The organism is Pseudomonas sp. AF32 (genome assembly GCF_022342325.2).
Classification (GTDB): domain Bacteria; phylum Pseudomonadota; class Gammaproteobacteria; order Pseudomonadales; family Pseudomonadaceae; genus Aquipseudomonas; species Aquipseudomonas uvaldensis.
This window is the reverse complement of sequence record NZ_RQJK02000020.1, coordinates 24178-43356: the sequence shown is the minus strand read 5'-3', so window position 1 is coordinate 43356 and position 19179 is coordinate 24178. Positions and strand designations below refer to the sequence as shown.

The 19179-nt window shown below is 61.2% G+C and carries 15 protein-coding genes and 5 tRNA genes; 13 read left to right on the top strand and 7 right to left on the bottom strand.

Annotated elements, in window-relative coordinates:
* Positions 1 to 43: 43 nt before the first annotated feature.
* Positions 44 to 1369: a prephenate-dependent tRNA uridine(34) hydroxylase TrhP gene (gene trhP / locus EGM97_RS18915; protein ID WP_238960834.1), complete on the bottom strand. Its 1326-nt coding sequence runs from the start codon at positions 1367 to 1369 to the stop codon at positions 44 to 46.
* A 151-nt stretch (positions 1370 to 1520) separates the two neighbouring features.
* Here trhP and EGM97_RS18910 point away from each other — a divergent pair, with 151 nt between their 5' ends.
* A complete protein-coding gene (locus tag EGM97_RS18910) occupies positions 1521 to 2582 on the top strand; it encodes an AI-2E family transporter (RefSeq protein ID WP_238960833.1) in 1062 nt (353 codons plus the stop codon).
* On the opposite strand, the gene EGM97_RS18905 is transcribed toward EGM97_RS18910, so the two are convergent.
* The 4 genes from EGM97_RS18905 to EGM97_RS18890 all read right to left on the bottom strand — a co-directional run bounded on the left by EGM97_RS18905 (position 2579) and on the right by EGM97_RS18890 (position 4762).
* On the bottom strand, positions 2579 to 2761 hold the full coding sequence (locus EGM97_RS18905; protein ID WP_238960832.1) for a hypothetical protein: 183 nt from the start codon (positions 2759 to 2761) through the stop codon (positions 2579 to 2581). The two genes, EGM97_RS18910 and EGM97_RS18905, sit on opposite strands and share 4 nt — an antisense overlap.
* Positions 2762 to 2849: 88 nt before the next feature.
* On the bottom strand, positions 2850 to 3044 hold the full coding sequence (locus EGM97_RS18900; protein ID WP_053154796.1) for a hypothetical protein: 195 nt from the start codon (positions 3042 to 3044) through the stop codon (positions 2850 to 2852).
* 244 nt (positions 3045 to 3288) lie between these two features.
* Positions 3289 to 3364 (bottom strand) — tRNA-Asn (locus EGM97_RS18895).
* 201 nt (positions 3365 to 3565) lie between these two features.
* Positions 3566 to 4762: an amino acid aminotransferase gene (locus EGM97_RS18890; RefSeq protein WP_238960831.1), complete on the bottom strand. Its 1197-nt coding sequence runs from the start codon at positions 4760 to 4762 to the stop codon at positions 3566 to 3568.
* A 332-nt stretch (positions 4763 to 5094) separates the two neighbouring features.
* Here EGM97_RS18890 and uvrB point away from each other — a divergent pair, with 332 nt between their 5' ends.
* The 11 genes from uvrB to EGM97_RS18835 all read left to right on the top strand — a co-directional run bounded on the left by uvrB (position 5095) and on the right by EGM97_RS18835 (position 13303).
* Entirely contained in the window at positions 5095 to 7110 is a 2016-nt protein-coding gene (gene uvrB / locus EGM97_RS18885; protein ID WP_238960830.1) for an excinuclease ABC subunit UvrB, read from the top strand.
* Positions 7111 to 7334: 224 nt separating this feature from the next.
* Positions 7335 to 8816, top strand: a complete 1482-nt coding sequence (gltX, locus tag EGM97_RS18880) for a glutamate--tRNA ligase (RefSeq protein ID WP_238960829.1) — start codon at positions 7335 to 7337, stop codon at positions 8814 to 8816.
* Between the two features lie 146 nt (positions 8817 to 8962).
* Positions 8963 to 9038 (top strand) — tRNA-Ala (locus tag EGM97_RS18875).
* Between the two features lie 78 nt (positions 9039 to 9116).
* Positions 9117 to 9192: transfer RNA gene (locus tag EGM97_RS18870), tRNA-Glu, on the top strand.
* A gap of 53 nt (positions 9193 to 9245) precedes the next feature.
* Positions 9246 to 9321, top strand: a tRNA-Ala gene (locus EGM97_RS18865).
* 76 nt (positions 9322 to 9397) lie between these two features.
* Positions 9398 to 9473 (top strand) — tRNA-Glu (locus EGM97_RS18860).
* Positions 9474 to 9653: 180 nt separating this feature from the next.
* Positions 9654 to 10193 carry a TetR/AcrR family transcriptional regulator gene (locus EGM97_RS18855; protein WP_232777871.1) on the top strand — a complete coding sequence of 180 codons (540 nt, stop codon included), beginning with the start codon at positions 9654 to 9656 and terminating at the stop codon, positions 10191 to 10193.
* Between the two features lie 27 nt (positions 10194 to 10220).
* Complete coding sequence (locus EGM97_RS18850) at positions 10221 to 11054, top strand: alpha/beta fold hydrolase (protein WP_238965553.1); 834 nt, start codon at positions 10221 to 10223, stop codon at positions 11052 to 11054.
* 76 nt (positions 11055 to 11130) lie between these two features.
* Positions 11131 to 11574: an acyl-CoA thioesterase gene (locus tag EGM97_RS18845; RefSeq protein ID WP_238965552.1), complete on the top strand. Its 444-nt coding sequence runs from the start codon at positions 11131 to 11133 to the stop codon at positions 11572 to 11574.
* 196 nt (positions 11575 to 11770) lie between these two features.
* A complete protein-coding gene (locus EGM97_RS18840) occupies positions 11771 to 12730 on the top strand; it encodes a tRNA dihydrouridine synthase (RefSeq protein WP_238965551.1) in 960 nt (319 codons plus the stop codon).
* 120 nt (positions 12731 to 12850) lie between these two features.
* Positions 12851 to 13303, top strand: coding sequence for an Hsp20 family protein (locus EGM97_RS18835; protein ID WP_053154767.1), 453 nt, complete (start codon positions 12851 to 12853; stop codon positions 13301 to 13303).
* Between the two features lie 53 nt (positions 13304 to 13356).
* Here EGM97_RS18835 and EGM97_RS18830 read toward each other — a convergent pair whose 3' ends face one another.
* Complete coding sequence (locus EGM97_RS18830; protein WP_238965550.1) at positions 13357 to 16635, bottom strand: EAL domain-containing protein; 3279 nt, start codon at positions 16633 to 16635, stop codon at positions 13357 to 13359.
* 66 nt (positions 16636 to 16701) lie between these two features.
* Positions 16702 to 17592, bottom strand: a complete 891-nt coding sequence (locus EGM97_RS18825) for a LysR family transcriptional regulator (protein WP_238965549.1) — start codon at positions 17590 to 17592, stop codon at positions 16702 to 16704.
* A gap of 158 nt (positions 17593 to 17750) precedes the next feature.
* Here EGM97_RS18825 and leuC point away from each other — a divergent pair, with 158 nt between their 5' ends.
* Positions 17751 to 19169, top strand: a complete 1419-nt coding sequence (gene leuC / locus EGM97_RS18820; protein WP_238965548.1) for a 3-isopropylmalate dehydratase large subunit — start codon at positions 17751 to 17753, stop codon at positions 19167 to 19169.
* Positions 19170 to 19179 lie beyond the last annotated feature (10 nt).

The following is a 19179-nucleotide window of genomic DNA, read 5'->3' as shown; positions in this document are numbered from 1 at the left end:
ACCGCTTTCGCGAGCAAGCCCGCTCCCACAGGGGTTATCAGCGCTAAGCCTGGCGCACATCCCGCATCAACAACCCGAACCGCAAATCCACCGCATCCGGAATCGGCACGTACACCACATGCCCGTCTCCCGGCGCGACGTCGATGCGTTGGCCTTTGACGTCCTGCAATTGATGCAGGTCGAAGTGGAAATTGCCCTTGGGCGTCATCAGCTCCAGGTGGTCGCCGACTTCGAAGCGGTTCTTGACCTTCACCTCGGCCAGGCGTTCGCGGCGCTCGCCGGTCAGTTCGCCGACGAACTGCTGGCGCTCCGAAACGGAGCTGCCATTCTGGTAGTTCTGATACTCGTCATGTACATGCCGCCGCAGGAAGCCTTCGGTATAGCCGCGTTGGGCCAGCGACTCCAGGTCGGTCATCAGGCTGCGGTCGAATGCCCGGCCGGCCACGGCATCGTCGATGGCCCGGCGATACACCTGGGTGGTGCGGGCGCAATAGAAGTGCGACTTGGTCCGGCCTTCGATTTTCAGCGAGTGCACGCCCATACGGGTCAGCCGCTCCACGTGCTGCACCGCCCGCAGATCCTTGGCGTTCATGATGTAGGTGCCGTGTTCGTCCTCGAAGGCCGGCATGGATTCGTCCGGGCGGTTGGCTTCCTGGAGCAGGAACACCTGGTCCGTAGGGGCGCCGAGGCCCAGGGTGGGTTCGGGTTGGTAGGTGTGCACGATATCGCCCGTCACGTTTTCCACGGCCGGTTGCGCCGAGTACTTCCAGCGACAGGCATTGGTGCAACTGCCCTGGTTGGCGTCGCGCCTGTTCAAATAACCCGACAGCAGGCAGCGACCGGAGTAGGCCATGCACAGCGCACCGTGGACGAACACTTCCAGTTCCATGGCCGGCACCTGTTCGCGAATTTCGGCGATTTCCTCCAGGGATAATTCCCGCGACAGGATGATCCGACTCAGGCCTTGTTGCTGCCAGAACTCGACGCTCGCCCAGTTCACCGTGTTGGCCTGCACCGACAGGTGGATAGGCATCTCGGGGAAGTGCCGGCGAACCAGCATGATCAGCCCCGGATCGGACATGATCAGCGCATCCGGCGCCATGGCGATCACCGGTTCGAGGTCCTTGAGGAATGTGCGCAGCTTGGCGTTGTGCGGCGCAATGTTGACCACCACGTAGAATCGCTTGCCCATGGCCTGGGCCTCTTGGATGCCCAGGGCCAGATTGGCGTGGTCGAATTCATTGTTACGCACCCGCAGGCTGTAGCGCGGCTGGCCGGCATACACTGCGTCGGCACCGTAGGCGAAGGCATAGCGCATGTTTTTCAAGGTGCCGGCGGGAGCGAGCAGTTCGGGGGCTACGAGGGGCATGGTGGCGTCGGATCGCAAAAAGCGGCGAGGGTAGGCCACGCACGGCCGGACGGTATTGATGCAGGTCAATGTCCGAAGAAGCAAACGCGACGGCACTCCGGCGAGTCCGGACTGACTAAAGGTTATCCGGCCTTGTAGACATGGAAAGCTGATGAACCGAAAGACGCTGCAAAACAAATCCCAAATGCTGTTGCTCGCTTTGGTCACCATTGCCTTCATCTGGATTCTGCTGCCGTTCTACGGCGCGGTGTTCTGGGCGGTGATCCTGGGCATCGTCTTTGCGCCGATGCAGCGTCGCCTGCAACTCAAGTTCGGCTGGCCGCGCAACGTCACGTCGCTGTTCACCCTGAGCATCTGCGTGATCATCGCGATCCTGCCGGTGATCGTCATCAGCACGTTGTTGGTGCAGGAAGGGGCGGCGCTGTACAAGAGTCTGGAGAGCGGAGAGCTGGATGTCGCCGATTACCTGGCCCGGTTCAAGGATGCCTTGCCACCGTATTTCCAGTATCTGCTCGACCGCTTCGGCCTGGGTAACCTGAGTGGGTTACGGGACAAGATCGTCAAGAGCGCGATGCAGGGCAGCGAGTTCTTCGCCACCCAGGCCTTCAGCTTTGGCCAGGGTACGTTCCAGTTCCTGGTGAGCTTCTTTGTCATGCTCTATCTGTTGTTTTTCTTCCTGCGCGATGGTGCGGAGCTGGTGCGCAAGGTGCGTACCGCGGTCCCTCTGGCCGAATACCAGAAACGTCGCCTGCAATTGAAATTCAATCGGGTGGTGCGAGCGACGGTCAAGGGCAACCTGCTGGTGGCCATCACCCAAGGGGCCCTGGGTGGGCTGATTTTCTGGATCCTGGGAATTCCGACGGTATTGCCGTGGGCGGTGCTGATGGCGTTCCTGTCACTGCTGCCGGCCGTGGGCGCGGGTATCGTCTGGGCACCGGTAGCTGTGTATTTCCTGCTGTCGGGGGCGATCTGGCAGGGCGTTGTGTTGACGCTGTTCGGTGTATTCGTGATCGGCCTGGTGGACAACTTCCTGCGTCCGATCCTGGTGGGCAAGGACACCAAGATGCCTGACTACCTGGTTTTGGTCTCGACGCTGGGCGGCCTGGCGGTGTTCGGGTTGAACGGGTTCGTGATCGGGCCGCTGATTGCCGCGCTCTTCATCTCGTGTTGGGCGCTGTTTGTCGAGAGTGGGCCCAAGGTGAAGTTGCCTTAGGCAGTCAGGACATAAGGGCCGATACGTTGCGACAACGCCTGGGCGGCGGGCAGTGAAGTCAGCGGGCCGCTGATCGTTACGCCGTCCTGTACCAGATACCAACAGGCCAGCAGGCCACGTTCCCTGAGCGGGGCGGGGACGGCGCTGCCAACGACAGACATGATGTGAACCTTGGACATGAGAACCTCCATCAATCGATGGGGTTACCTTACGACTCAGCCGGCAAGACGAAAAATCAACAGCCTCGATAGTAGGAATCGACGCCGCTCAATCGACGACCTGATCGAGCATGTGCAGCACTTCCCGTTCGTTGAGCAGGCCTTTGCGCACCAGATTCTCAGTCAACAGCGAAAGGAACTTGGCGCTGCGATGGCCTTCCAGTTGCTTGAGTTCGGTCAGCGCGTTGTACACCTTGCTCGAGGTGCACAGGCCAACGATGCGGTGGGGATTCTGCGTAGGCATACCTTCGTCCTTGTTGTTATAAGCTGCTGTTCACGGACAAACGCCAGCTTGCGGCGGCGTCATGACACCCGCGTTACAGCTTGGGTTGTAGGAAAAGAAAGCAGGATTCAGACCATAATGCCTTTTTGGCGCCGGATTATTGTTCCGGTAGCGACATCGGCCAGGCTTAAATGGCCATGAGCCTGAAAAACGCCCACAAAAAAGCCCCTGAATCTCTCGATGCAGGGGCTTTTGTATTGCTGTCTGGCTCCACGACCTGGACTCGAACCAGGGACCCAGTGATTAACAGTCACTTGCTCTACCAACTGAGCTATCGCGGAATGATGCGTATGTTACTGATTGGAAAAGAGAAGTCAAGCTTTTGAGTGATGATTGGGGAATTGGAAGGGCAGTGGGCGATCCTTTGCTCACTTGTTACCGCTTCACCCAGCCCTTGAGACGGGAAACGCATAAACCAATGCGGGAGCGGGCTTGCCCGCTCCTACAGGGTTTTTTCATTGAATCCCGTTATTCAGCGAGCTTCAGATCACCTGCACGATCGCCTTGGTCACCACGTCGATGTTGTTCTGGTTCAACGCCGCCACGCAGATGCGGCCGGTATCCAGCGCGTAGATACCGAACTCGTTGCGCAGGCGCGCCACTTGTTCGACGGTCAGGCCGGAGTAGGAGAACATCCCGCGCTGGCGAGCAACGAAGCTGAAGTCGCGGTGCGGTGCGGCCTTGGCGAGCAGGTCCACCATCTGGTTGCGCATGCCGCGGATCCGCAGGCGCATTTCGGCCAGTTCCGCTTCCCATTGGGCCCGCAGCTCAGGGCTGTTGAGCACGGCGGCCACGATGCTGGCGCCGTGGGTCGGCGGGTTGGAGTAGTTGGTACGGATCACGCGCTTGACCTGGGACAGCACGCGAGCACTTTCTTCTTTCGATTCGCTGACGATCGACAGGGCGCCGACGCGCTCGCCGTACAGGGAGAACGACTTGGAGAACGAGCTGGATGCAAAGAAGGTCAGGCCCGATTCGGCGAACAGGCGCACGGCCGCCGCGTCTTCGTCGATACCGTCGCCAAAGCCCTGGTAGGCCATGTCCAGGAACGGAACGTGGTTCTTGGCCTTGACCACCGCCAGTACGTTTTTCCAGTCTTCCGGGCTCAGGTCCACACCGGTCGGGTTGTGGCAGCAGGCGTGCAGCACGACGATGGAGCGGTCAGGCAGGGCGTTGAGGTCTTCCAGCAGGCCCGTGCGGTTCACGTCATGGGTGGCCGCGTCGTAGTAGCGGTAGTTCTGCACCGGGAAACCGGCGGTTTCGAACAGGGCGCGGTGGTTTTCCCAGCTTGGGTCGCTGATGGCCACGACGGCGTCGGGCAGCAGTTGCTTGAGGAAGTCGGCGCCGATCTTCAGCGCGCCAGTGCCGCCTACGGCCTGGGTGGTGATGACGCGGCCAGCGGCGATCAGCGCAGAGTCCTTGCCGAACAGCAAAGTCTGGACCGCCTGGTCGTAGGCGGCGATGCCATCGATTGGCAGGTAGCCACGGGAAACGTGCTGGGCCACGCGAATCGTTTCGGCTTCGACCACGGCGCGCAGGAGTGGAATGCGCCCCTCCTCGTTGCAATAAACACCCACGCCCAGGTTGACCTTATTGGTACGGGTGTCGGCGTTGAAGGCTTCGTTGAGGCCCAGGATGGGGTCGCGGGGTGCCAATTCGACAGCGGAAAACAGGCTCATTATTGCGCGGCTCTGAATGGAGGATGAGGGGACGTGTCGCGCTCCAGCCGAATGCACTAGAGCGGTGCACAAACGGGGAGCTAGTATAGAGGCCATCACCGGGCACGGCGACAGGCGATTCGGCATTTACGGTAAGTATTTTCGATTTTTTTCGACCGTTAGTCCTGTCGCAGCGTCAAAGACTCCAAGGCGTGTAGGACGTTCGTCTTGAAAGCGAAGGCGTTCACCTCCACATTGTCTGCATTCCAGCTTTTTCCTCGGACGACATCAGTCGTTTCGGTCTTCCTCGTTCCTGTCGCCTGGCCGACAGGAGTGAACCCAGAGGTCATGTCATGTCTGAATTCCAGCTCGTCACCCGATTCAAGCCCGCCGGCGACCAGCCAGAGGCCATTCGCCTGATGGTCGAAGGTATCGAGGCAGGGCTTTCTCACCAGACACTGCTGGGTGTGACCGGCTCGGGCAAGACTTTCAGCATCGCCAACGTGATTGCCCAAGTGCAGCGCCCGACCCTGGTGCTGGCGCCGAACAAGACCCTGGCGGCGCAGTTGTATGGTGAGTTCAAGGCGTTTTTCCCGAACAACGCGGTGGAGTATTTCGTTTCTTACTACGACTACTACCAGCCCGAAGCCTATGTGCCGTCCTCGGACACCTTCATCGAGAAGGATGCCTCGATCAACGACCACATCGAACAGATGCGGCTCTCGGCCACCAAGGCGTTGCTCGAGCGCAAGGACGCGATCATCGTCACCACGGTGTCATGCATCTACGGCCTCGGCAGCCCGGAGACGTACCTGAAGATGGTGTTGCACGTCGACCGAGGCGACAAGCTCGACCAGCGCGCCTTGCTGCGCCGCCTGGCGGACCTGCAATACACCCGCAATGACATGGATTTCGCCCGGGCGACGTTCCGGGTCCGGGGCGATGTGATCGACATCTACCCGGCGGAATCGGACCTGGAGGCGATCCGCATCGAGCTGTTCGACGACGAGGTGGAGAGCATCTCGGCGTTCGATCCGCTGACCGGGGAGGTGATCCGCAAGCTGCCGCGCTTCACCTTCTATCCCAAGAGCCACTACGTGACGCCACGGGAAACCCTGCTGGACGCCATCGAAGGAATCAAGGCCGAGCTGCAGGAGCGCCTGGAATACCTGCGCTCGAACAACAAACTGGTGGAGGCCCAGCGTCTGGAGCAGCGGACCCGCTTCGACCTGGAGATGATCCTGGAGCTGGGCTACTGCAACGGCATCGAAAACTACTCGCGCTACCTGTCGGGGCGCCCGGCGGGTGCGCCACCGCCCACCTTGTATGACTATTTGCCGGCGGATGCGCTGCTGGTGATCGATGAATCCCATGTCAGCGTGCCCCAGGTCGGCGCGATGTACAAAGGCGACCGGTCCCGCAAGGAAACCCTGGTGGAGTACGGGTTCCGCCTGCCCTCGGCACTGGATAACCGGCCGATGCGCTTCGACGAATGGGAGGCTGTCAGTCCGCAGACGATCTTTGTCTCGGCCACCCCCGGCAACTACGAGGCCGAGCATGCCGGTCGTGTAATCGAGCAGGTGGTGCGGCCGACCGGGCTGGTCGACCCGCAGGTGGAGGTGCGTCCGGCGCTGACCCAGGTGGACGACTTGCTCTCGGAAATCAACAAGCGCGTGGCGGTGGAGGAGCGGGTATTGGTCACGACGCTGACCAAGCGCATGGCCGAAGACCTTACCGACTACCTGGCCGACCACGGTGTGCGGGTGCGTTACCTGCACTCGGACATCGACACGGTGGAGCGGGTCGAGATTATCCGGGACCTGCGCTTGGGCACCTTCGACGTGCTGGTGGGCATCAACTTGCTGCGCGAAGGCCTGGACATGCCGGAGGTATCGCTGGTGGCGATTCTCGACGCCGACAAGGAAGGTTTCCTGCGCTCCGAGCGCTCGCTGATCCAGACCATCGGTCGTGCGGCGCGTAACCTCAACGGCCGGGCGATCCTGTATGCCGACAACATCACCGGCTCCATGGAGCGGGCCATCGGTGAGACGGAGCGCCGTCGTGAGAAACAGATTGCGTTCAACCTGGCGAACGGCATCACGCCCAAAGGAGTGTTCAAGGATGTCGCCGATATCATGGAAGGCGCCACCGTGCCGGGCTCTCGCAGCAAAAAGCGCAAGGGCATGGCCAAGGCCGCCGAAGAAAGCGCCCGCTACGAGGCCGAACTGCGCTCGCCGAGCGAGATCACCAAGCGGATCCGGCAACTGGAAGAAAAAATGTACCAACTGGCCCGGGACCTGGAGTTCGAGGCGGCGGCGCAGTTGCGTGATGAGATTGGCAAGTTGCGGGAGCGGTTGCTTACTGTCTGAGTCTTTTGTCGACTGTCAGGGCCCTATCGCGAGCAGGCTCGCTCCCACATTGGACTTGTGTCGTTCACAAATCCTCTGTGGGAGCGAGCCTGCTCGCGATTGAAGGCGACTCGGTTCAAAGGTTGACTATACAAATCCCCCTCTGACTGGAGCCCGCCCGCCATCGCCTGTTACCATTCGCCCCCTGTTTCACCTTCGCTTTTATCTTCTTTCCGAGACATGCCATGACCACCGTCCGCACCCGCATCGCGCCTTCGCCCACTGGCGATCCCCATGTCGGCACCGCCTACATCGCCTTGTTCAACTATTGCTTTGCCAAGCAGCACGGCGGTGAGTTCATCCTGCGGATCGAAGACACCGACCAGTTGCGCTCGACCCGTGAGTCCGAGCAGCAGATTTTCGACGCCTTGCGCTGGCTGGGCATCGAATGGAGCGAAGGCCCGGACGTCGGCGGCCCGCACGGGCCGTACCGGCAGAGCGAGCGCGGCGATATCTACAAACAGTATTGCCAGCAATTGGTCGACATGGGCCATGCGTTCCCGTGCTTCTGCACCGCCGAAGAGCTGGACCAGATGCGTGCCGAGCAGATCGCCCGCGGCGAAACTCCGCGCTACGACGGCCGTGCGCTGCTGCTGTCCAAGGAAGAAGTCGCGCGCCGCCTGGCGGCCGGCGAGCCCCATGTCATCCGCATGAAAGTGCCGAGTGAAGGCGTCTGCGTGGTGCCGGACATGTTGCGCGGCGATGTCGAGATCCCGTGGGATCGCATGGACATGCAGGTGCTGATGAAGACCGATGGCCTGCCGACGTACTTCCTCGCCAACGTGGTCGACGACCACTTGATGGGCATCACCCACGTATTGCGAGGCGAGGAATGGCTGCCATCGGCGCCGAAACTGATCCTGCTCTACGATTACTTCGGTTGGGAACAGCCGCAGTTGTGCTACATGCCGCTGCTGCGTAACCCGGACAAGAGCAAGCTGTCCAAGCGCAAGAACCCGACTTCGGTGACCTTCTACGAGCGCATGGGCTTCATGCCCGAGGCGATGCTCAACTACCTCGGCCGCATGGGCTGGTCGATGCCCGACGAGCGAGAGAAGTTCTCGTTGCAGGAAATGGTCGAGCACTTCGATCTGTCGCGCGTCTCCCTGGGAGGCCCGATCTTCGACATCGAGAAGCTGTCATGGCTCAACGGCCAGTGGCTGCGGGACCTGCCGGTGGAAGAGTTCGCCGCTCGCGTGCAGAAGTGGGCGTTCAACCCCGAGTACATGATGAAAATCGCGCCCCATGTGCAGGGCAGGGTAGAAACCTTCAGCCAGATCGCCCCGCTGGCCGGTTTCTTCTTCGCCGGTGGCGTGACGCCGGATGCGAAGTTGTTCGAATCCAAGAAGCTCTCGGGCGATCAGGTGCGTCAGTTGATGCAATTGATCCTGTGGAAGCTCGAAAGTCTGCGTCAGTGGGATAAGGACAGCATCACCGCGACCATCCAGGCCGTGGTCGAGTCCCTGGCGTTGAAATTGCGCGATGCCATGCCGTTGATGTTCGCTGCCATTACTGGCCAGGCCAGCTCGGTATCGGTGCTCGACGCGATGGAAATCCTCGGGCCGGACCTGACCCGTTTCCGTCTGCGCCAGGCCATCGATCTGCTCGGTGGCGTGTCGAAGAAGGAAAACAAGGAGTGGGAAAAACTGCTGGGCGCGATTGCTTGAGCGGTCGATGAGGCAGGGCACACCCCGGTTTTCCGGGGTTTGTCGGTAAGTGATTGTTATCCCGGCAAAAAATTTTCAAATTTGTTGAAAATAAATTTGACAGCCCTCCGATACGCCCTTAAGATTCGCCCCGTCCTCAGCGATGAGGGGCTATAGCTCAGCTGGGAGAGCGCTTGCATGGCATGCAAGAGGTCGACGGTTCGATCCCGTCTAGCTCCACCAATTTACACTTCAAGGTCTGGCCACACCGACCTTGAAGGGATCAACACTCAGCGTTGATCAGTTGTTAGAAGGGTTTGCGTCCCCTTCGTCTAGTGGCCTAGGACACCGCCCTTTCACGGCGGTAACAGGGGTTCGAGTCCCCTAGGGGACGCCAGTTTTACAGAAGCGATGTTGCAAGATGTCGCTCCGCCGCGAGGCGAAAAATCCGGGGCTATAGCTCAGCTGGGAGAGCGCTTGCATGGCATGCAAGAGGTCGACGGTTCGATCCCGTCTAGCTCCACCAATCGACAGGTTCAAGGTCTGGCCACACCGGCCTTGAATCGATCAGTTCTCAGCGCTGATCAAGCAAGAAGGTTTGTGTCCCCTTCGTCTAGTGGCCTAGGACACCGCCCTTTCACGGCGGTAACAGGGGTTCGAGTCCCCTAGGGGACGCCACGATTACCCGCTCTGCGGGATTTTTAAGGGTCATTCATTTATTGAATGGCCCTTTTGTTTTTCTGGCGCTCAGCCAATTCTCAATCTCATCAAATGATGCTTCTGACGAGCGGTCCGTGATTTCGCTTGCAGAAATTTATTATGCGAATAATATTTCAGTCGTAATATTTGGAGGCAGCGATGAGCGATAAAAAAGCACAGACCCGTGAACGCATTATCAAGGCCGCCAGCGACGCGCTGATTCAGCGTGGCCCGGCCGAGCCGAGCGTGGGCGAGGTGATGGGCGCGGCCGGGCTGACGGTCGGCGGCTTCTATGCCCATTTTGAAAGCAAGGACGCCTTGATGCTGGAGGCGTTCAAGCAATTGCTCAGTCGGCGTCGCGGTTTGATCGCCGACATGGATGCCGAACTGACCGGTGAAGAGCGGCGTGCCCTGGTGGCCGCGTTCTATCTGTCGCGAAAGCACCGGGACTCCACTGAGAATGCCTGCCCTATCCCCGCGTCGATCGGTGAGCTCGGGCGGCTGCCGGACCCTTTCCGTGAGGTGCTCAACGAGCACATCGAGCTGATGACCGCACAGTTGGCGGCCAGCCCGGAAGACGCCGACAAAGCCCTGGCCGATATCGCCTTGATGGTCGGCGGACTGGCCCTGGCGCGGGCGCTGGGGCCGGGAGATTTATCGGATCGTTTATTGCGCGCGGCCAAATCGGCGGTGCGCTGAGCACAGACGCAGTCCTGGAGATGAGCGATGGACAGGTTGAGCTGGATTCGCGGTGTCAATGGCACGCTTGGCCGGGTAGCCCCGCGCCTGGTGGCGAAGAAAATGCGGACGCTGTTCATGCGGCCACGAAATCTGCCGCCACGGGACTGGGAACTGCCCTTGCTGGCGAGTTCCGAGCGCGTCACCTTGCGCTTCGGGCTTTCTGCCTTGTGCTGGGGCAGGGGGCCGACTGTTTTGCTGATGCACGGTTGGGAAGGGCGGCCCACGCAATTCGCAGCGTTGATCACCGCGCTGGTGGACGCCGGGTATACGGTGGTGGCACTGGACGGGCCGGCCCATGGCCGCTCTCCCGGTCACGAGGCGAATGTTCTGCTGTTCGCTCGCGCCATGCTCGAAGCCGCGGCTGAGCTGCCGCCATTGCAGGCAGTGATCGGGCATTCCATGGGCGGCGCCAGCGCCATGCTTGCGGTCCAGCTGGGCTTGCGCACCGAGACGTTGGTCAGTATCGCCGCGCCGGCACGCATTCTTGGGGTGTTGCGTGGTTTCGCCCGGATGATGGGGCTGCCGCCCAAGGCGCGCTCGGCTTTCATTCGCCAGGTGGAAAATGATGTGGGCATGCCGGCTTCGAAGATGGATGTCGCGCACTATCAATTGGACGTGCCGGGGCTGATCGTCCATGCCGAGGATGATACGTCGGTTCCGGTCACGGAGTCGCAACTGATCCATGATGCCTGGTTCGACAGCCGCCTGCTGCGGCTACCGGTGGGCGGGCATCAGCGGGTGCTGGCCGATCCGCGCGTCATCGAAGGCGTGTTATCACTGCTGGCCGGGCGTAACCTGCAAGCGCGGCAATCGGCCTGAGTGCGCGAGCAAGGCTGGCCCGACTCTCGCAGGGATCGGGTACACTGCCTCGATCACATTCGACCGGGAGAGGGGCATGGGCTGGGATCGGGCAACGCCGTTCATCATTGATCTTCAGGTAAATCCCGAAGATATCGACGGGCTGGGCCACGCCAACAACGCGGTCTATGTCACTTGGCTTGAGCGCTGTGCCTGGCGTCATTCCCAGCGACTGGGACTGGATCTGGCGGAATACCGGCGACTGGACCGGGCCATGGCGGTGGTGCGTCATGAAGTCGATTATCTGGCTGCCGCCTACGAAGGCGACGAGTTGCAACTGGCAACCTGGATCGTCGATTGGGACCAGCGCTTGAAGATGACCCGGCATTTCCAACTGATTCGCCCCAGCGACAACACCACCTTGCTGCGTGCCCAGACCACCTTCGTCTGCATCGAACTCTCCACCGGCAGGCCCAAGCGCATGCCGCCGGAATTCATTGAGGGTTATGGCGCGGCCATACCAGCAGCGGTTTGTAATTGACTACCCTCTCCGAAGACACCCCGAACCCCTGTGGGAGCGAGCCTGCTCGCGATGACGGCGGCACATTTGACATCCCTATCAACTGACGCACCGCTATCGCGAGCAGGCTCGCTCCCACAGGTACTGATGGCGAATGCGATGCTCTGGGCAAAATCCGGTAAACTGCCCCACGTTTTTTCGTTGAGTGCGTTTTCCCATGCAAATTGCCCTGGCGCCCATGGAGGGGTTGGTCGACAACATCCTGCGGGACGTCCTGACTCGCGTTGGCGGTATCGATTGGTGCGTGACCGAGTTCATCCGCGTCAACGACCGCCTGCTCACGCCGGCCTACTTCCATAAGCTTGCCCCGGAGCTGCTGACTCATGCGCGGACCGCTGCCGGTGTGCCGTTGCGGGTGCAACTGCTGGGTTCGGACCCGGTGTGCCTGGCGGAGAACGCCGTGCTGGCTTGTGAGCTGGGCGCGGAAGTGATCGACCTGAACTTCGGTTGTCCGGCCAAGACCGTGAACAAGTCCAGGGGTGGGGCGGTGCTGCTCAAGGAGCCAGAGTTGTTGAACGAGATCGTCGAGCATGTGCGTCGAGCGGTGCCCAGGCACATTCCGGTCACCGCCAAGATGCGCCTGGGGTTCGATAGCCCGGACGGTGCGCTGGTCTGCGCCACGGCCCTGGCCGAAGGCGGCGCCGCGCATATCGTGGTGCATGCGCGGACCAAAACCGACGGTTACAAGCCACCGGCGCACTGGGAATGGATCCCGCGGGTCCAGGAAGTGGTCAAGGTGCCGGTGTTCGCCAATGGCGACATCTGGAGCGTGGAGGATTGGCGCCGTTGCCGTGAAATCAGTGGCGTGGAGGACATCATGCTCGGTCGCGGCCTTGTCTCCCGTCCCGATCTGGCCCGGCAGATCGCCGCGGCTCGGGCTGGTGAGGAAGTGATCGAGATGTCCTGGGCCGAGCTGCAACCGATGCTCCAGGACTTCTGGGGCCAGGTGGTCGAGCAATTGACACCGCGCCAGGCCCCCGGTCGGCTGAAGCAATGGCTGGCGATGCTGACGCGCAATTATCCCGAAGCGGTTGCGCTGTTCAGCGCGCTACGACGGGAAACCGACCTGGATGCGGTGGGCCATTTGCTGGGTGTGCAGCGCACCGAAGCGGCCTGAAAAAAATTTCGAAAAAAGCTCTTGAAAAGTATTTGGCGGACCCTAGATAAGGAGTACGCGATGCCGAATTCGGGTCGCGGAGACAAAAAACCTTGCTGAACTTTTCAGGAGATTTGAATCATGAGTACTGCATTCTCGCTGGCCCCTCTGTTCCGTTCCTCGGTGGGCTTCGACCGTTTCAACGACCTGTTCGAAACCGCCCTGCGCAACGAACCGGGCAGCAGCTATCCACCTTACAACGTGGAAAAACATGGCGATGACGAATACCGCATTGTGGTTGCCGCCGCCGGGTTCCGGGAAGAAGACCTGGACCTGCAGGTGGAAAAAGGTGTGCTGACCATCAGCGGCGGCAAGCGCGAGGCCAGCAACGACAGCGTGACTTACCTGCACCAGGGCATCGCCCAACGTGCGTTCAAATTGTCCTTCCGGTTGGCGGATCATATCGAAATCAAGTCCGCCGGCCTGAGCAACGGTCTGTTGAGCATCGACCTGTTGCGGGTGATTCCGGAAGAGGCGAAAGCCAAGCGCATCCCGATCAACGGTGCGCAGCAACAACCCGCGTTGCAAAACTGATGCATCGCCACTGAAAAAGGGCGCCGGAAGGCGCCCTTTTTCATGCTCATCGCTTATGGCAACAACCGCTCGAACGCTTCCAACGGCAACGGCCGGCTGTGCAGGTAGCCTTGATACAAATGGCAATCGAGCCCCTGCAGGAACTGCAACTGTTCCAGGGTTTCCACGCCTTCGGCAATCATTTCCAGATTCAGGCTGCGGGCCATGGCGACGATGGCGCGGATGATTTCGGCGTCGTTGGGGTCGCTGGTGGCATCGCGCACGAATGACTGGTCGATTTTCAGTGTGTCCACCGGCAGGCGCTTGAGGTAGGTCAGCGATGAGTAGCCGGTGCCAAAGTCGTCCATGGCAAAGCTCACCCCCAGTTTCTTGAGGCGGCGCATCTTGCCGATGGTGTCGTCCAGGTTCTGGATCACGATGCCTTCGGTGATCTCAAGCTTGAGCATGGAGCAGGGCAGGCCGTGGGTGGCAAGACTGGTTTCAATACGTTCGACAAAATCGCTCTGGCGGAACTGTCGCGGGCTGATATTCACGCACAGGCTGAAGCGTCGGGGGTCGACCTTGCCCTTGGCAATCAGTTGCCTGAAGCCGTCGCAGGCCTCGTCGAGGATCCAGGTGCCGACTTCCAGGATCAGTCCGCTGTCTTCCAGCACCTTGATGAACTCGTTGGGCGATTGGGCGCCCAGTTCCGGGTGATGCCAGCGCACCAGGGTTTCGGCCCCGATGATGCGGTTGTCCCGGGCATCGACCTGAGGCTGGAAATGCACGCTGAACTCGCCACGGGCCAGGGCCTGACGCAGGTCGGTCTCCATGCGCAGCCGTTCGCTGGCGGCTTTTTGCATCGTGGCCTGGAACATCTGCGAGGTGTTGCGTCCCGAATCCTTGGCCCGGTAGAGCGCGATGTCGGCGCGCTTGAGCAGGTCGGCGGGTGTGGTGCCATGGTCGGGGATCAACGCCATGCCGATGCTCGGTGTCACTTGTAGCCGCTGGCCATCGAGGGACATCGGTTCGGAGAGCAATTCGCGCAGGGTGTCGGCCAGCTTCTGTACCTGTTCGCTGACTTCGGCGCGAGTGCCTTCCAGGCCGCTGAGCAGCACCACGAACTCGTCGCCACCCAGTCGCGCGACGGTGTCTTCCTGGCGCACGCTGGCTTCAAGGCGGGCGGTGATGATTTTCAATACCGTGTCGCCCACCGGGTGACCAAGGGAGTCGTTGATATGCTTGAAATGGTCCAGGTCCAGGAACAGCAGCGCGCCCCGCAGATCATGGCGTTTGAGCAGGGCGATCTGCTGGCTCAGCCGGTCCATCAGCAGGGCGCGGTTGGGCAGGTTGGTCAGCGGGTCATGATAGGCCAGGTGGCGGATCTGTGCTTCGGCGTTGCGCAACAGGCTCACGTCGCGGGCCGTCAGTAACAGGCAAGCCGTTTCATTAAGCGTGATGGGCTCGACCGAAACTTCCACGGTGAGCATCTCGCCGCGTTTGTTGCGCCCGAGCATTTCCAGATGATGGACGCGACCCTTGAGCTGCAGTTCGGCCAACAATGCCGTGCGTTGCTTGGTTTCCGCCCAGATACCCACCTCATACACCGTATGGCCGATCACTTCGTCGGCACGGTAGCCGGTCAGGCGACAGAAACCATCGTTGACCTCAAGGTAGCGGCCGCTGTCGCGTTCGGTGATGGTGATGGCGTCGGGGCTGGAGTGGAACGCCTTGGCGAATTTCTCCTCACTGGCCTTCAGGGCCGCTTCGGAGCGTTGCTGCTGGGTGATGTCCCGCAGGGTGGTGACGATGCAGGGCTGGTTGCCGACATTGATCTGCCGGCTGGAGATCACGCAGGTCAACGGATGGCCGGATTTATGGTGCACGACAATAGCGACGTTGTTCAGCGACTGTTCGCGGATCACTCGTTCGATGCGTTGCAGGCTGCTGCCCGAGGCATCCCATAGACCAATTTCGTCGGCGGTGCGGCCAATGACTTCACTGGCGACCCAGCCGAAGGTCTGGGTGAAGCTGGAGTTGATCTCCAGGAACCGGCCGCTGTCATGGTGAGTGACACAGATCGGGTCGGGGCTCACCTGGAACAGTGTGGCGAATTTTTCTTCCGACGCCGCCAGGCTCTGTTCACGCTCCACCTGGTCGGTAATGTCCAGCAGGGTCCCGGCCATGCGCAGGGGGCTGCCGTCTTCGTTGCGGTAGAGGCGGGCGCGGCTTTCCAGGTAGCGGGAGCTGCCATCCGGTAGTTGTACGCGGTAGGTCAACTGGTAGTTGCCAGCCGGGCCCTCGCGCAGGCTGCGGTAGGCGTTGCGCATGTTGGCGCGTTCATTGTCCGGCACGCCTTCGAAAAACGCGTCGAAGGATTCATGGAAGGGCTTGGGCTCCAGGCCATGCAGCTGGGCGGCCCGGGCCGAGCCGTAGAGCATGCCGCTGGGAATGTGCCAGTCCCAGGTACCCAGCTGTGCCGAATCGAGCGCCAGGTCCAGGCGTTCCTGGCTGTCCTTGAGCGCCTGTTCGGCCAGTTTGCGTTCGGTGGTGTCAAGGAAGGTGCTCAAGAGGTAGGGCTGGCCTTCGAGCTCGACTTTCTGCGCACTGAGTATGCCGTTGTGGATCTGGCCGTTGCTGGCCCGGAACTCCACTTCCATGCTGACCAGCTCACCCTTGGCCTTGGTCGCTTCCACCAGTCTGGCTCGCTGGCTGGGATCGACCCACAAGCCCAGTTCCAGAGTGGTCCGACCGATCACATCATGCACCGGCCAGCCGAACAGGCTTTCGAAATACTGGTTGGCTTCGCTGATCAGGCCGTCTTCCTGGCGGGTCAGCAATACCATGTTCGGGCAGAGATGAAAGAGCGTGGCGAAACGTTTTTCCGAGCTGCGCAGGGCTTGTTCGCGCTCGCGCTGGTGGGTGATTTCGCGGATCACGCCGATCATGCGCGGACGGCCGTGCTTGTCGGGCAATACGCTGCCACTGATCTCCAGCCAGTGCAGGCTGCCATCGGGCCAGACGATGCGGTGGTGCATGGCCTGTTCCAAGGGCGCGCCGGCCACGGCCGCGTGGAACGCCCGGATCGCCTTGGCCCGGTCTTCGGGCAGCAACAGGTCGAGGTAATCCACGTCCGTCGGCAGCGGGTGGCGCGGATCGAAGCCGAACAGCGCCTGGGTACCCCGGGACCAACTGATCTTCCCGGTCTCGATATCCCAAGACCACGCCCCCAGGTGCGCGCCGTTCAGGGCGGCCAGCAGCTGCGGTGCGCTGTCCCAGCTTTGCTCGGACCGCTTGGGGTCAAGCGCCTGGATGCGTGGCAAGGGCGGGATATGGTCGGCAGGGTTGGGCATTATCTAGCGAGCCTTGGGCAGTTGGGCGTTAAGCACAGGCATTCGGCACCAGAGGAGTAGCACAACCTATGCCTGGGTCCCTGGCAGATCGATTTGTGCGTCCAGTAGGGCCATGAAAGCCCGAGCAGCGTTCGACAGCGTCCGTTCGGTGTGCAGGATATAGCCTAGCTGGCGACTGAGCTGTATGCCTGGCAAAGGAATGCGCGCTACCTGATCGTCAAGCATAGTGCGTGGCAGGACGCTCCACGCGAGGCCGATGGAAACCATCATTTTTATGGTTTCCAGATAATTCGTGCTCATGGCGATGTTTGGCGTCAGGCCCTGGGCCTCGAACAGGCGCTGGACGATGTGATGGGTAAAGGTGTTGCCACCGGGAAATACCGCCGGGTGCAGCGCGATGTCCGCCAGGCTCACGGCGGGGTTCTCCAGTAACGCATGCTCCGGCGCCACCACGAAGTCCAGGGGGTCGTCCCACACCGGCATGGCGCGCATCAGGGCGTGCGGCTCGGGAGCGAGGGTGATGACCGCCAGTTCTGCCCGGCCATGAAGGATTTCTTCGTAGGCCACTTCCGAATCCAGAAACTGGATATCCAGCGCCACCTGCGGGTAACGACGGGTGAATTCGCGCAGCAGAGGCGGCAGGCGATGCAGGCCGATGTGATGGCTGGTGGCGAGCGTCAGCCGGCCGGTGACTTCGCCGGTCAGGTTGGTCAGGGCACGGCGGGTGTCGTCCAGTACGTTGAGAATCTGATAGGCCCGTGGCAGCAGCGCCCGGCCGGCCTCGGTCAGGCCTATCTCGCGGCCCAACCGGTCGAACAAACGTACGTTGAGCTGCTGTTCCAGGCCCGCAATCCGCTTGCTGATCGCCGGTTGGGTCAGATGAAGGCGTTCACCGGCGCCCGAGAAACTGCCCGTCTCGGCAATGGCGATGAAGGCGTTGAGGTTCGCAAGGTCCATGGCCGTCTCGATCGAATTCCTGTGGGTTATGCAAAGTATGAAAAATATGAATTTGAGTTATTTAATGTAGCCTCATAACATCAGCCTCACAAGCCAGAGGGTTATTGATTTCGTTCAAGGCCCGGGGCATAGAAACAAGCTGATGAGGAAACCGTCTGATGGCCGGCAAAACGCTCTACGACAAGCTCTGGGACTCGCATTTGGTCAAGCAGCGCGACGATGGCTCGGCGCTGATCTATATCGATCGTCACATCATCCACGAAGTGACGTCGCCGCAGGCCTTCGAAGGCCTGCGCCTGGCCGGGCGCAAGCCGTGGCGCATCGACGCCAACATCGCGACCCCGGACCACAACGTCCCGACCACGCCGGAGCGCAAGGGCGGCATCGAAGCCATCGTCGATCAGGTTTCGCGCCTGCAAGTCCAGACCCTCGATGACAACTGTGACGAATACGGCATCGTCGAATTCAAGATGAACGACGTGCGCCAGGGCATCGTCCACGTGATCGGCCCGGAGCAGGGCGCGACCTTGCCCGGCATGACCGTGGTCTGTGGCGATTCCCACACCTCCACCCACGGCGCATTCGGTGCACTGGCCCATGGCATCGGCACTTCCGAAGTCGAGCACGTGCTCGCCACCCAGTGCCTGGTGGCCAAGAAAATGAAGAACATGCTGGTGCGCGTCGAGGGCAAGCTGCCATTCGGCGTGACTGCCAAGGACATCGTCCTGGCCGTGATCGGCAAAATCGGCACCGCCGGCGGTAACGGCCATGCCATCGAGTTTGCCGGCAGCGCGATCCGCGACCTGTCCGTCGAAGGCCGCATGACCATCTGCAACATGTCCATCGAGGCCGGCGCCCGCGTCGGGCTGGTGGCGGCCGATGAAAAGACCATCGAGTACGTCAAGGGTCGCCCGTTCGCCCCGAAAGGCGCCGAATGGGACAAGGCGGTCGAAGCCTGGAAAGACCTGGTGTCCGATCCCGACGCGACATTCGATACCGTGGTCGAGCTCGACGCCGCGCAGATCAAGCCGCAAGTCAGCTGGGGCACGTCTCCGGAGATGGTGTTGGCGGTGGATCAGAACGTCCCGGATCCGGCCAGGGAAATGGACCTGGTCAAGCGCGACTCTATTGTCCGCGCCCTGAAATACATGGGTTTGAGCGCCAACCAGGCGATCACCGACATTCAACTGGACCGCGTATTCATTGGCTCCTGCACCAACTCGCGGATCGAAGACCTGCGCGCCGCGGCGGTGATTGCCAAGGGGCGCAAGGTGGCCTCGACCATCAAGCAGGCCATCGTGGTGCCGGGCTCAGGCCTGGTGAAAGCCCAGGCGGAAGCGGAAGGGCTGGACAAGATCTTCCTCGAAGCCGGTTTCGAATGGCGCGAGCCGGGCTGCTCGATGTGCCTGGCGATGAACCCGGATCGCCTGGAGTCGGGCGAACATTGTGCGTCCACCTCCAACCGTAACTTCGAGGGGCGTCAAGGCGCCGGTGGCCGTACGCACCTGGTCAGCCCGGCCATGGCCGCGGCTGCCGCCGTCAACGGCCGTTTCGTCGACGTTCGTGAATTGATCTGAAGGAGCGCAG